The following is an 11,964-nucleotide window of genomic DNA, read 5'->3' as shown; positions in this document are numbered from 1 at the left end:
TAGCCAATGACTTTGGCGGAATAAGGATTGGTTAACCCTTTTCTTGCCCCGTCACCAGACTCTCCAGAAGGACGCGCCGCCCCTCCGGCATGGCAAGGCCGCGCGGCGCAAAGACATCGCGCTCCAGGAAATACTGGGTCAGCCGCAAGGCATCCGCGATATCGCCAGCCGCGGGCATGCCGTCCTCGCCGCGCAGGAAGGCCGGCAAGCGCAACAACCGGTCATGCCAGGGGGCTCCGGCCTCCCGGCAAACCGCCCTGCCGCTCTTGGGGGAGACATAGATGAGGTCGTCCTGCCGGCCGGTAACGGCGCAGGCGGCCAGATCGAGGCCGAAGCCGAGGTCCGACAGGACCTCGAGTTCGAAGCGGGCGATCAGCGCCGGCGCCAAATCGGGCTCTCCCAGCACCTCGACGAGGTGGCCGAGCGCTTCGTGAAGGCCGGGATGCGGATCGCGTTCGGGCAGCAGGCGAACCAGTGCCGCCACATGCGTCATGGCGAACAGGGCCTGCCGGGAGGAGAGGAAGCGGGCGGCGTGCAATGTCAGCCCTTCGACGGCGAAATGGCCGAGATGACCTTCGATCCGGGCACGCCAGGTCAATTGCACCTCATTGCCGGGCTGCAGCACCGGCTGCAATGTCCGCGAGCGCCCTCCCCGCACCATGCCGAGATGACGGCCGTGGTCCCGGGTCATCGCCTCGAGGATCACGCTGGATTCGCCGTGGCGGCGCACGCCCAATATGTAACCGCTGTCGATCCATTCCATCGGACTGCCCGCCCTAACAAGGAGCGCATGGCTTGGAGTGTCGGCCTCCTGGCCGACACTCATAAAGGGAGCCCGCCTCAGGGCTTCTCCACCGGGAATTCCAGGCCCATTTCGCGATAGCGCTCGGGATCGTCAGACCAGTTTTCGCGCACCTTCACGAACAGGAACAAATGCACGGGCGCTTCGGCCATGGCCGCGATTTCCTTGCGGGCCGCCATGGAAATCGCCTTGATGGTTTCTCCGCCCTTGCCGATGACGATCTTCTTGTGCCCCTCGCGCGTGACATAGATCGTCTGCTCGATACGGGCCGAACCGTCCTTCATCGAGGTCCAGGCCGTGGTCTCCACCGTCGATTCGTAGGGCAGTTCGTCATGCAGGCGCAGGAACAGCTTCTCGCGCGTGATCTCGGCCGCCAGCGAGCGCAGGGGCGCATCGGAAATCTGGTCCTCGGGATAGAGCCAGGGCCCGGCAGGCATGATGGAGCCGAGATGCTTGGTGAGGTCCTCCACGCCGCTGCCGGTCAGCGCCGACACCATGAAGGTCTCGTCGAAAGGCAGCCGTGCGTTGACGGCCTGGGCAAGCTCCAGCAGTTTCTCGCGCTTCACCGCATCGATCTTGTTGAGGATGAGGATGCGCTTCTGCTTGGTGGCGGAGAGCTTTTCCAGGATCGCCTCATTGCCCTCGTCGAGCCCGCGCTGGGCGTCGACGAGCAGGCAGACGGCATCGGCATCGGCCGCGCCGCTCCAGGCGGTGGTTACCATGGCCCGGTCGAGCCGGCGCTTAGGCTGGAAGATGCCCGGCGTGTCGACGAAGATGATCTGCGCGTCACCGGTCATGGCGATACCGCGCACGATCGCGCGCGTCGTCTGGACCTTGTGGGTGACGATCGACAGCTTGGCGCCGACGATGGCGTTCATCAGCGTGGATTTGCCGGCGTTGGGGGCGCCGATCAGGGCGACGAAGCCGCATCTGGTGTTTGAGGTCTGGTTCATTTCAGCTTTCTAAAGCGTTTTGCCATTTGAGGGAATTATTTCAAATCGCAAGGACGCGTCGAAACATGGAGCTAGAGCAAAGTGAGGTTCGCAGAAACCGCACTTCGCTCTAGCAGACATTGACGTGCCGACATACGGCGTGATTGGCCGAGGCCGAGCAGCGGTCGGTTTATTCTTGGTTTTCCCGGGAGATCGACCGAGCCCAAGGCTTATGGAGGGAGTGGTCCGTCGACCCGATCAGCCGTGGCGCCCCTCCAGGGAGATCCCCTCGCGTGCCATGAAGGCAGCAGCGGCGGCCTGCTCGGCCAGGCGCTTCGACTTGCCTTCGCCTTCGGCCGAGGTCAGCGTCTCGATATCGACGGCAATCACGAAGCGTGGATTGTGATCGGGCCCGGTGCGTGAGACCAGGCGATAGGTCGGAGCCTTCAGGGCACGGGCCTGGGCCCATTCCTGCAAGGCGGTCTTGGCATCGCTCGGTGGCCGGACCGGAGCATGGAGCCGTTCGCGCCAGGCCTTCTCGACCACGGCGCGCGCCTTGTCGTAACCGGCATCCACGAAGACGCCGCCGATCAGGGCCTCGCAGACATCGCCCAGCGTGGTGACGCGCTTGCGTCCGCCCGAATGAGCCTCGCCCAGACCGAGCTTGACATGCGGACCAACCCCCCAGTCAGTGGCAACCGCGGCGCAGGTCTCCTTGCGCACGAGGTCGGAAAGCCGGCGCGACATGGCGCCTTCCTCGTCATCGGGAAAGGCACGATAGAGCATGTCGGCAACCGCCAGGCCGAGCACGCGGTCACCCAGAAATTCGAGGCGCTGATAGCTCGCCAGCCGGCCCGGCCCGTCGAGGAAACTGATATGCGTCAACGCCCGCTCCAGAAGAGAGCGATCGGCAAAGACATGGCCGAGCGCAGCTTCCAGTGTTTCGAGCGGGGGTTTCTTCTTCGAACTCATTGTATGATCTTAAGCAGACGCATTTGTGCCTTGGCTGTCGAGAACAGGACCCGCCAGGGCTTGCCCACGAAATTCTCGAGCGGAATATAGCCGACACCGGCGAGATCACGCGAATCGTCGGAATTGTCGCGATTGTCGCCCATCACGAAGTAATGGCCGGCCGGGACGACATATTCATCGGTGTTGGGCAACACCATCACGATGTCGCCCACCAGCAGCGTCGGAATGTTGGAACCACTCGGCATGGAGAGATTGCAGCAAGAGGCGAGCAGCAGAACACCGCCGGCAAGCAGCACTCTGCCGTGGCGGCTCGCATGTGGCCGAATTCGACGCAATATCCCGTCAGACGTGGTCCGATCGGCCATTATCGAATGAGCGAGAACAAACGGCTGCCGCGCACGGTCCACGGCCACTGCCAGAAGGCGAGCGGCGAGGCATCGTCGGCGACGGAGAAGAAGATGATCTGGCCCTTGCCGACGAAATTGTCGAGCGGCACATAGCCGACGGCGGCGAGGTCGCGCGAATCATCGGAATTGTCGCGATTGTCGCCCATCATGAAATAGTTGCCCGGCGGCACGACATATTCGTCGGTATTGTCGTAATAGCCGGTATCGCCCTGAATCTCGATGACCTCGTGCTTCACGCCATTGGGCAGGGTCTCGATATATTTCGGCACTTCCTTGTCACGCCCGAACTCATCCTTGACCAGATAGCTGCCGGCCTGCTCGCGCTGAACCATGGTACCGTTGATGAACAGCCGGCCCTGGCGCATCTGGATGCGGTCACCGGGCAGACCGATGACTCGCTTGATGAAATCGGTCGAATTGTCCTTCGGCAGCTTGAAGACGGCGATGTCGCCGCGCTTGGGCCCCTCGCCCGCCCACAGGCGGCCCGATGGCAGGATGCTGGAGATCACCGGCACGGAGTAGCGCGACCAGCCATAGCTGTATTTCGAGACCATAACGTAATCGCCGACCAGCAGCGTCGGGATCAGCGAGCCGGACGGAATGTTGAACGGCTGGAACAGGGCCGTGCGGACCACCAGCGCGATGATGAGCGCGTGAATGATGATCTTGATGAGCTCGCCGATACCGCCATCTTTCGACGTTTTCTTGGCGGCGCCGCTGGTGTCGGGCGTCTTGTTCGGTTGGCTGGCCACGCTCATCGATCTTCCATCTTTGGAGGCGGTCCTCGGTGGGACCGGAGCCTCGAAACATTGCCCCGATCCAAGATCCCGCGAGAACCTTGAAATTACGCAAAGCTTCCGGAGCCGGCCCTGGGGCAAGCTCCGGAAGCTTTGTAACGAAACAACTCTGTTGCGGCTGCTATAGCCCCTGCGGATAGAGGGTGCAACGACAGAGCCTGCCGCCAGCGCGCGTGGTGAGGCATGTCACACACCGGATGAGAGCGGGGCCCGTCCTCGTCTGGCGCCGTACCATGCCTGACGAAACGCCCGGTGGCATCGATCATTCGCCGGAATGACCTTCGTCACAAACAGCACGATTTCGGCAATTGCACGGCGGCCGACCACCTTTCCACTCAAGCGCGCAGTCGGGCCTCGATCACCACAAAAGCCTGCGCCAGTGGATGCTCGTCGGTCAGGCTGAGATGAAGATGGGCCTCATGCGCCTCGGGCAGCATGCCGCCGAGGCAGCGCAAGGCCGCGCCGCTCAGCCGCAATTCGGGCCGGCCGCTCTCGGCATTGAGAATTTCCATATCGTGCCAGTGAATGCCCGCCCTACCGTTGATGCCGGTTCCCAGAGCCTTGGAGCAGGCCTCTTTGGCGGCGAAGCGCTTGGCCAGCGTACCGGCCTTGTCGGCACGGCCGGCCGCCTTGGCACGTTCGCCTTCGGTGAAGCAACGCCGTTCGAAGCGCTCGCCGAAGCGGGCGAGTGCATCCTCGATTCGCCGGATGTCGCAGAGATCGCTGCCGATGCCGATAATCATCCGGCACGGCTCCGGCCAGCCGCCATCGCCGCCTTGACGGTGCGGATGCTCTCGGCGAGCCCGACGAAAATCGCCTCTCCGATCAGGAAATGCCCGGTATTGAACTCGGCGAATTCGGGCACCGCAGCCAGGGTTTCCGAAGTCTCGAAATCAAGCCCGTGCCCGGCATGCACTTCGAGGCCGAGGCCGGCAGCGATGGATGCGCCGAGCTTCAGACGCTCGAACTCGGCGGCGGCATGGCCGGTCTCGCCCGAGGCGACGGCTTCGCACCATGTACCCGTATGCAATTCCACGATATCGGCTCCCAGAGCGGCGCAAGCCTCCAGAACCGCCCTGTCCGGCTCGACGAAGAGGGAGACACGGATGCCGCCTCCCCTGAGCCGCGGGATCGCCGTTCGCAGGTTGGCCTCGGCCGACCTGACGTCCAGCCCGCCCTCGGTGGTCCGCTCCTCGCGCTTCTCCGGCACCAGGCAGACGGCATGGGGCTTCACATCAAGCGCGATCGCAAGCATCTCGTCGGTCACCGCCATCTCGAAATTCAGCGGCGCCTTCACCTCCGCCCGGATGCGCCGGATGTCGGCATCACGGATATGGCGGCGATCCTCACGCAGATGGGCGGTGATGCCGTCTGCGCCAGCCTCGACCGCCAGATGGGCGGCGCGGACGGGATCCGGCCACAGGCCGCCGCGCGCATTGCGCACCGTGGCGACATGGTCGACATTGACGCCGAGGCGGAGGGCCCTGGGCAGAACGGCTTCGCTCATGTTCAGGCCTATCCTGCAAGAGCGCGGCTGCCGGGCTTGACGGCCGGCAGGCCGGCCAGTTCGGGGGGCAGCTTGTCGGCTTCGAAGGTCGGAATGTCCAGGGTCGCCAGCGCCACCAGGGGCTTGCCGAGCTCCGCCTTGCCGCCCGAGCGGTCGATCAGGCAGGCCGCGCCCACGATTTCGCCGGGCTGGTCGGCAATGGAGGCCAGGCATTCTCGCGAGGACAGGCCGGTGGTGATGATGTCCTCCACCATGACCACGCGCGCGCCCTTGGGAATGGCGAAGCCGCGCCGAAGCTGGAACTGGCCGTTCTCGCGTTCCACGAACACCGTCTTGGCGCCGAGGGCGCGCGCGGTCTCGTAACCCGGCACGATGCCGCCCACGGCCGGCGACACCACCATGTCGATGGGACCATAGGCGGCGCGGATGCGCTCGGCCAGGGCCCGGCAAAGGCGCTCGGTGCGCGGGGGATCCATGAAGACGAGATTCTTCTGCAGATAGACCGCCGAATGGCGCCCCGATGTCAGGATGAAATGTCCTTCGAGCAATGCTCCCGCCGCCCGGAACTCCGCCAGCACCTCATCCTGCGTCATCATCATCTCCTGATTTTTCCGGTTGTACGGGCTACGCTTCCGGGACGTGCAGATCAATGGCCGACACCGGTCGGAGGGAGAAAATTTCACGAAATGCCGCCCCGGTGCCCCGCCCTTGGGCTGACGGGAGCTTCAAAGGTGGCTTTGCGATTCCCGGAGAGTTCGTCTAATCGCAACACGGTTTAGCCGCCGACTTCCCGTTGTTGCCCAGATACGGAGTGCGAGTGCCGTGAGAACATTGATCTTCTGCCTCGCGCTGCTGCTCGCCGGATGCACGATCGGCGACGGCGGCCTCCGGCCGCTCTTTTCGATGGGCTCCTCGGAACAGGCTTTCGTCGAGCGCTACGGCAAGCCCGATTTTCGCTCGGAGGAAGGAGGCGCCATTCGCCTGGTCTATCTCGGCAATCGTCTCGACTTCCGCCAGCGTGGCGACACCCCGCCCCTTCCGGTGGTCGAGCAGAAACGCATGCTGGCGCGATATGGCCTCGCCTATGATCGCAGTTGCGCCGTCCTCGTCAGCCTGATGTTCGGTCGGGTGATCGGGATGACCAGCATCGGCGGACAATGCAGCTGACGCCGTCGCACGCGCTTGCAGCGCGGACATCCTGTCCGCCTCTCCGCTTATCGGAAAGAAAGAGGCGGCCATCGCGACATGAACGCATGTCGCTGGGATGTCCGCGCTCCCGGAGTTAGATGACGCGCTGCACCTCGCTCACGACCTTGCGGGCACGCAGGCCGTCGATGATGGCGAGCAGGTGCTTGAGGTCGTAGACCTCGAGATCGATGATCATCTCCGTCATGTCGAAGGAGCGGCGCTGCATGGCGAGATTGTCGATATTGCCGTCTGTCTCGGCAATCACCTGGGCGATCTGGGCAAGCGTGCCGGGTTCGTTGATCGAAACCACCTGGATCCGGGCGGGATAGCGCTCGGCGCGCGCCGCCTCCAGATCCCAGCGCACGTCGAGCCAGAGCTCGGGCCTGTCCTCGAAATCGGCCAGCGCCTGCGACTGGATCGGATAGATGGTGATCGCCTCGCCCGGCGTGAGGATGGCCACGATGCGATCCCCAGGCACCGCCCCGCCCTCGGCAAAGCGTACCGGCAGATCGCCCATCAGGCCGCGTACGGGAATGGCGGCCTTGGCAGGATCGCCGCCGCCCGGCAGCTTGAAGCGCAGGTTTTGGCCACCCTGCAGGCCGAACCAGGTCTCGTCGAGCCCGGCGGCGGCATGGCTCGACTGTTCGAGCTTGAAGTCCGGGAACACTGCCCGCACCACGTCCTGCGACCGCATTTCGCCGCGACCGACGGCGGTGAGCACGTCGTCCACGCTCTTGCGGGCCAGCCGCTTGAGCGCGCCCTGCAGGGCGTCCGGGCTATAGGTCTTCTCCAGCCGTTCGAAGGCGCGCTCGATGATACGTTGGCCAAGCCCCGCATATTGGGCACGGACGGCCGAGCGGGTAGCACGGCGAATGGCGGCCCGCGCCCGCCCGGTCACCACCAGCGTTTCCCAGGCCGCAGGCGGCGTCTGCTGTTTGGCCGTGATGATGGCGACCTCGTCGCCATTATAGAGTTCGGAGACCAGGGGGGTGGTGCGGCCATTGACGCGGCAGCCCACCGCCGTATTGCCGACATCGGTGTGCACGGCATAGGCGAAATCGATGGCGTTGGCACCGCGCGGCAGGGTGATCAGCTTGCCCTTCGGCGTAAAGCAGAACACCTGGTCCTGGAACAGTTCGAGCTTGGTGTGCTCGAGGAATTCTTCCGGATTGTCGCCCTCGGCCAGCATTGCCATGGTCCGGCGCAGCCAGGCGAAGGCCCGGCTCTCCCCTTCCAGGCGCAGGCTGTCGCCGGCCTTGTTCTCCTTGTAGAGGGCGTGGGCGGCGATGCCGAACTCGGCGATGCGATGCATCTCCTCGGTACGGATCTGCAATTCGACGCGCTGATGGCCCGGACCGATCACCGTGGTGTGCAGCGAGCGATAGTCGTTCTGCTTGGGCGTGGAGATGTAGTCCTTGAAGCGGCCCGGCACGAGCGGCCATTTGGTATGAACGAGGCCGAGTGCGCGGTAACAATCCTCCACCTTGTTCACCAATACGCGAAAGGCGAAGATATCGGAAAGCTGCTCGAAGGCGACCTGCTTCTGCTCGGTCTTCTTGAAGATCGAATAGGGCCGCTTTTCACGCCCTTTGACCGTCGCCTCGATGCCGCGCTCCTGCAGCCGCTCGCGCAGATCGTTCTCGATCTCCGCAATCAGCGCGCCATTGCGGCGTTTCAAGCCTTCCAGGCGGCGGACGATGGTTTCGTAATGGGCCGGCTGCAATTCGTGGAAGGAGAGGTCCTCCAACTCCTCGCGCATGTCCTGCATGCCCATGCGTCCGGCAAGCGGGGCGTAGATGTCGAGCGTCTCCTGGGCAATCCGGGCGCGCTTCTCGGCTCTCATGAAATTGAGCGTGCGCATATTGTGCAGGCGGTCGGCCAGCTTGACGAGAAGGACACGCACATCCTCGACGATGGCCAGCAGAAGCTTGCGCAGATTTTCCGCCTGCTTGGCTTCCTTGGAAACCAGATCGAGCTTCTTGATCTTGGTCAGCCCGTCGACGAGCGCGGCAATCTCCTTGCCGAAGCGGCGTTCGATCTCGCCGCGCGTGGCATCGGTGTCCTCGATGGTGTCATGCAGCAGGGCGGCCGCGATGGTGGCATCGTCGAGCTTGAGATCGGTGAGAAGCGAAGCCACCTGCAGAGGGTGGGAAAAATAGGGATCACCGGAGGCGCGAAACTGGGCACCATGCTTTTGCATGGCGTAGACATAGGCGGCGTTGAGAAGATCCTCGTTCACGGCCGGGTTGTAGGCCCGCACCTTGTCCACGAGTTCATATTGCCGCATCAGGCGAAATGGCGCCGTCACTCACAGTCTCCCGCCGGCAGCGTTGCCGCGCCCGGCTCACCTCGTTACCGCGCTTCGGTCGAACCGAAGCATTACGCTATTCAATACGGGTGCAGCGCAAAAGAAAAGCGGGCCGGTGGTGCCGGCCCGCTGAAATCGCCTGGGAGGAAGCGGAGAGCTTATTCCTCGTCGTCCGAGCCGTTGTTGGCCGGCGGCACCAGCCCTTCCAGACCGCGCAGCAGGTCTTCTTCCGACATGCGGTCGAAGGCGACATTGTCGTCGGAATCGCCGGCGGTGAGAGCGGCCGGATCCGATTCGGGCTCGTCCACCTCGACATATTTCTGCATCGAGTGGATCAGGTCTTCCTTGAGGTCATCCGGGGTCAGGGTTTCATCCGCGATCTCGCGCAGAGCCACCACCGGGTTTTTGTCACGATCGCGATCGACCGTCAGCGCCGCACCGCCAGCGATCATGCGGGCGCGATGGCTGGCCAGCAGAACCAGCTCGAAGCGGTTCTCGACCTTGTCGATGCAATCTTCCACCGTGACGCGGGCCATGGCGACGCCTTTCTGTACCGTGTTTTGGGATCAAGCGCGCCAACTACACCGTCAGCCAAGTTTGTGCAACCCCAAAAGGCCGATCCGTGATATCCTCCCACCTTCGAGGCGACGAGATTGACCGCAAGTTCTACCTCATTCGACTTATATATCGAGGCTGTTCGTCTCGATATTGCAATAATCCTGTAAACACTCTCATTGGAAAACACTCAATCTAACGACAATGCTGACAACCTTGACATTCTATACCGCGATAGGCACAAGCTGAATGTATCGGGCCTAAACTTGCCGTTGCTGCCGTTCCGCTGGGATTACACAGAGAGCCCCTTCTCGATGTTGCCCTTGGGATTAATTCTAGACTGTAATTTAGACCGATTTCAATCGCCTCAGATCAAACCGAGCATCAGCAGAACGAACCTCAACTGGCAGAAGAATGAACAACACCCAGGAACGCATCGCTCTCTTTATTGACGGCGCCAATCTTTACGCAACGGCGAAAAGCTTGGGGTTTGATATCGACTACCGGAAAATGCTCAAGGAGTACCACAGCCGCGGCTATCTGGTGCGAGCGTTCTATTATACCGCCCTGGTGGAGGACCAGGAGTATTCGTCGATCCGCCCGCTGATCGACTGGCTGGATTATAATGGCTACGCCGTCGTCACCAAGCCGACCAAGGAATTCGTCGATTCCACCGGCCGCCGCAAGGTGAAGGGCAATATGGACATCGAGCTCGCTATCGATGCCATGGAATTGGCCGACCACATTTCCCACATGATCCTTTTTTCCGGCGACGGTGATTTCCGCTCCCTGGTCGAAGCCATGCAGCGCAAGGGAGTGCGCGTTTCCGTGGTCTCCACCATTTCGACACAGCCACCGATGGTCGCCGACGAGTTGCGCCGCCAGGCGGACGAGTTCGTCGACCTCGTCACCCTTCAAAGCAAGATTGGCCGTGATCCTTCCGAACGTGCGGTGCGAGGACAGGCCGGCGGAAGTTTCCCGGCCGGTCCCGCGCCGACGCGCCAGCCTCCCCAGCAGGGCTTCGCCGGCCAGACCCCGGGCTTCATGTCGGCGAGTCCAACCGGCCAATCCGACGATCAGTAGGCCAAGAACATTGCCTCGCGCGCTCGGCCTTCTCTCTTGGCAGATCCCGCATGGGCGGCTGCGTCAGCGCCGCTGTCTCGTTCCGGGGCCCGGGTGTTTTGCGATTTGACGGAATCGGCAACAGCCGCAAAGACGCTCTGGCCAATCCATTGGATTGGCTTGGAAACAGGGAGCTGGAGCAAGCTGCGTTCTCTTCAAAACGCCCCTTGCTCGAGTAATCGATGATCGCCAGTCAATTCCAAGAACCTGGGCGCGACTGCCCGCTCTGCGAACGGCTCGTCGCCTTCCGTCTGCAGGCACGCGCCAGGCATCCCGATTGGCACAACGCGCCGGTTCCCAGCTTCGGTCCCGCCGCTGCCCGGCTGCTGATCGCTGGACTGGCGCCGGGGCTCCAGGGCGCCAACCGCACAGGAAGGCCTTTTACGGGCGATTGGGCCGGCGACCTGCTTTACGAAACATTGGGCGATTTCGGCTTTGCCACCGGCATTTATGACGAGCGGCCCGATGACGGCCTCGAACTCGTCGACTGCCGCATCACCAATGCCGTGCGCTGCGTGCCGCCCGAGAACAAGCCGACCGGCAGCGAAATCGCCACCTGCCGCCCCTTCCTGGCCAATACGATCGAGGAAATGGCAAACCTCAAGGTTGTCCTGGCGCTCGGCAAGATCGGGCATGACAGCATGGTCACGGCCCTCGGCCGCAAGCCCGCCCACTTTCCCTTTGCCCATCACGCGCAGCATCAGATCGGCGAGCTGACGCTCGTCGACAGCTATCACTGCTCTCGCTACAACACCAATACGGGCCGCCTGACCACGCCGATGTTCCGAGCTGTCTTCGAGACGATCCGCGCCATTCTCGAACGTTGAGCGCATCCTCGGGACGATCAGCCTTTATCGCGCAGCAGGCGCCCCTTTTCACGCTGCCAGTCCCGTTTCTTCTCGGTCTCGCGCTTGTCGCCGAGGCTCTTGCCGCGGGCGAGCGCGAGTTCGATCTTGGCCCTGCCCTGCCCGTTGAAATAGAGCTTGGTCGGCACGATGGTCAGGCCGTCACGCTGCACGGCACCGATCAGCTTGTTGATCTGGCGTTTGTGCAAAAGCAGTTTGCGTGGACGCTTACGCTCATGGTTGAAGCGATTGGCCTGGAGATATTCGGGAATATCCGCGTTGAAGAGCAGCAGTTCCTCGCCGGAAGGCCCGGCATAGGATTCGCCGATCGTCGCCTTGCCGAGGCGCAGGGATTTCACTTCGGTACCGGCCAGCACGATCCCGGCCTCGAAGGTGTCGAGCAACTCATAGTTGAACCGAGCCTTGCGGTTGTCGGCAACCAGCTTGCGAGCACCGTCCTTCTTGTCCGCCACGTATCACCCAAAGAGAGCCTTCGAGCGAAATGCTCGAAAATGGGCTCTACCTTCTT

13 protein-coding genes and 1 pseudogene are annotated in these 11,964 nt (G+C 62.9%); 3 read left to right on the top strand and 11 right to left on the bottom strand.

Features of this window, described 5'->3' with window-relative positions:
- Window positions 1–31: 31 nt before the first annotated feature.
- The 8 genes and pseudogenes from recO to pyrE form a co-directional block, all read right to left on the bottom strand.
- Entirely contained in the window at window positions 32–763 is a 732-nt protein-coding gene (recO, locus tag J8I29_RS04840; protein ID WP_209430824.1) for a DNA repair protein RecO, read from the bottom strand.
- 77 nt (window positions 764–840) lie between these two features.
- Window positions 841–1,755: a GTPase Era gene (era, locus tag J8I29_RS04835; RefSeq protein ID WP_209430823.1), complete on the bottom strand. Its 915-nt coding sequence runs from the start codon at window positions 1,753–1,755 to the stop codon at window positions 841–843.
- A 237-nt stretch (window positions 1,756–1,992) separates the two neighbouring features.
- Window positions 1,993–2,706: a ribonuclease III gene (rnc, locus tag J8I29_RS04830; RefSeq protein ID WP_105865336.1), complete on the bottom strand. Its 714-nt coding sequence runs from the start codon at window positions 2,704–2,706 to the stop codon at window positions 1,993–1,995.
- Window positions 2,703–2,891 (bottom strand): annotated as a pseudogene (gene lepB / locus J8I29_RS29930) (signal peptidase I); the annotation flags it as partial. The pseudogene lepB (J8I29_RS29930) and the gene rnc, both read right to left, overlap by 4 nt.
- Window positions 2,892–3,070: 179 nt before the next feature.
- A complete protein-coding gene (gene lepB / locus J8I29_RS04820) occupies window positions 3,071–3,871 on the bottom strand; it encodes a signal peptidase I (protein ID WP_105865335.1) in 801 nt (266 codons plus the stop codon).
- Between the two features lie 374 nt (window positions 3,872–4,245).
- Window positions 4,246–4,653, bottom strand: coding sequence for a holo-ACP synthase (acpS, locus tag J8I29_RS04815; RefSeq protein WP_105865334.1), 408 nt, complete (start codon window positions 4,651–4,653; stop codon window positions 4,246–4,248).
- Complete coding sequence (locus tag J8I29_RS04810) at window positions 4,650–5,417, bottom strand: pyridoxine 5'-phosphate synthase (protein ID WP_209430821.1); 768 nt, start codon at window positions 5,415–5,417, stop codon at window positions 4,650–4,652. Before J8I29_RS04810 ends, acpS begins: the two co-directional genes overlap by 4 nt.
- Before the next feature lie 8 nt (window positions 5,418–5,425).
- Window positions 5,426–6,010 carry an orotate phosphoribosyltransferase gene (gene pyrE / locus J8I29_RS04805; protein ID WP_209430820.1) on the bottom strand — a complete coding sequence of 195 codons (585 nt, stop codon included), beginning with the start codon at window positions 6,008–6,010 and terminating at the stop codon, window positions 5,426–5,428.
- Between the two features lie 229 nt (window positions 6,011–6,239).
- Here pyrE and J8I29_RS04800 point away from each other — a divergent pair, with 229 nt between their 5' ends.
- Window positions 6,240–6,584 (top strand): hypothetical protein, encoded by a 345-nt coding sequence (locus J8I29_RS04800; RefSeq protein ID WP_146127039.1) that lies wholly within the window; start codon window positions 6,240–6,242, stop codon window positions 6,582–6,584.
- A gap of 115 nt (window positions 6,585–6,699) precedes the next feature.
- On the opposite strand, the gene J8I29_RS04795 is transcribed toward J8I29_RS04800, so the two are convergent.
- Both J8I29_RS04795 and rpoZ read right to left on the bottom strand, forming a co-directional pair.
- Window positions 6,700–8,892 (bottom strand): bifunctional (p)ppGpp synthetase/guanosine-3',5'-bis(diphosphate) 3'-pyrophosphohydrolase, encoded by a 2,193-nt coding sequence (locus J8I29_RS04795; protein WP_105865331.1) that lies wholly within the window; start codon window positions 8,890–8,892, stop codon window positions 6,700–6,702.
- Window positions 8,893–9,071: 179 nt separating this feature from the next.
- A complete protein-coding gene (gene rpoZ / locus J8I29_RS04790; RefSeq protein WP_068287631.1) occupies window positions 9,072–9,449 on the bottom strand; it encodes a DNA-directed RNA polymerase subunit omega in 378 nt (125 codons plus the stop codon).
- A gap of 433 nt (window positions 9,450–9,882) precedes the next feature.
- On the opposite strand from rpoZ, the gene J8I29_RS04785 reads away from it, so the two are divergent.
- Complete coding sequence (locus J8I29_RS04785) at window positions 9,883–10,551, top strand: NYN domain-containing protein (protein ID WP_105865330.1); 669 nt, start codon at window positions 9,883–9,885, stop codon at window positions 10,549–10,551.
- 221 nt (window positions 10,552–10,772) lie between these two features.
- Window positions 10,773–11,417 (top strand): uracil-DNA glycosylase, encoded by a 645-nt coding sequence (locus tag J8I29_RS04780; RefSeq protein ID WP_209430819.1) that lies wholly within the window; start codon window positions 10,773–10,775, stop codon window positions 11,415–11,417.
- A gap of 17 nt (window positions 11,418–11,434) precedes the next feature.
- Here the strand turns inward: J8I29_RS04780 and smpB are convergent, their stop codons facing one another.
- Window positions 11,435–11,908: an SsrA-binding protein SmpB gene (gene smpB, locus J8I29_RS04775; RefSeq protein ID WP_209430818.1), complete on the bottom strand. Its 474-nt coding sequence runs from the start codon at window positions 11,906–11,908 to the stop codon at window positions 11,435–11,437.
- Window positions 11,909–11,964 lie beyond the last annotated feature (56 nt).

This window comes from Labrys sp. LIt4 (genome assembly GCF_017813775.1).
Taxonomy (GTDB): domain Bacteria; phylum Pseudomonadota; class Alphaproteobacteria; order Rhizobiales; family Labraceae; genus Labrys; species Labrys okinawensis_A.
This window is presented reverse-complemented; position numbering and strand designations above follow the sequence as displayed.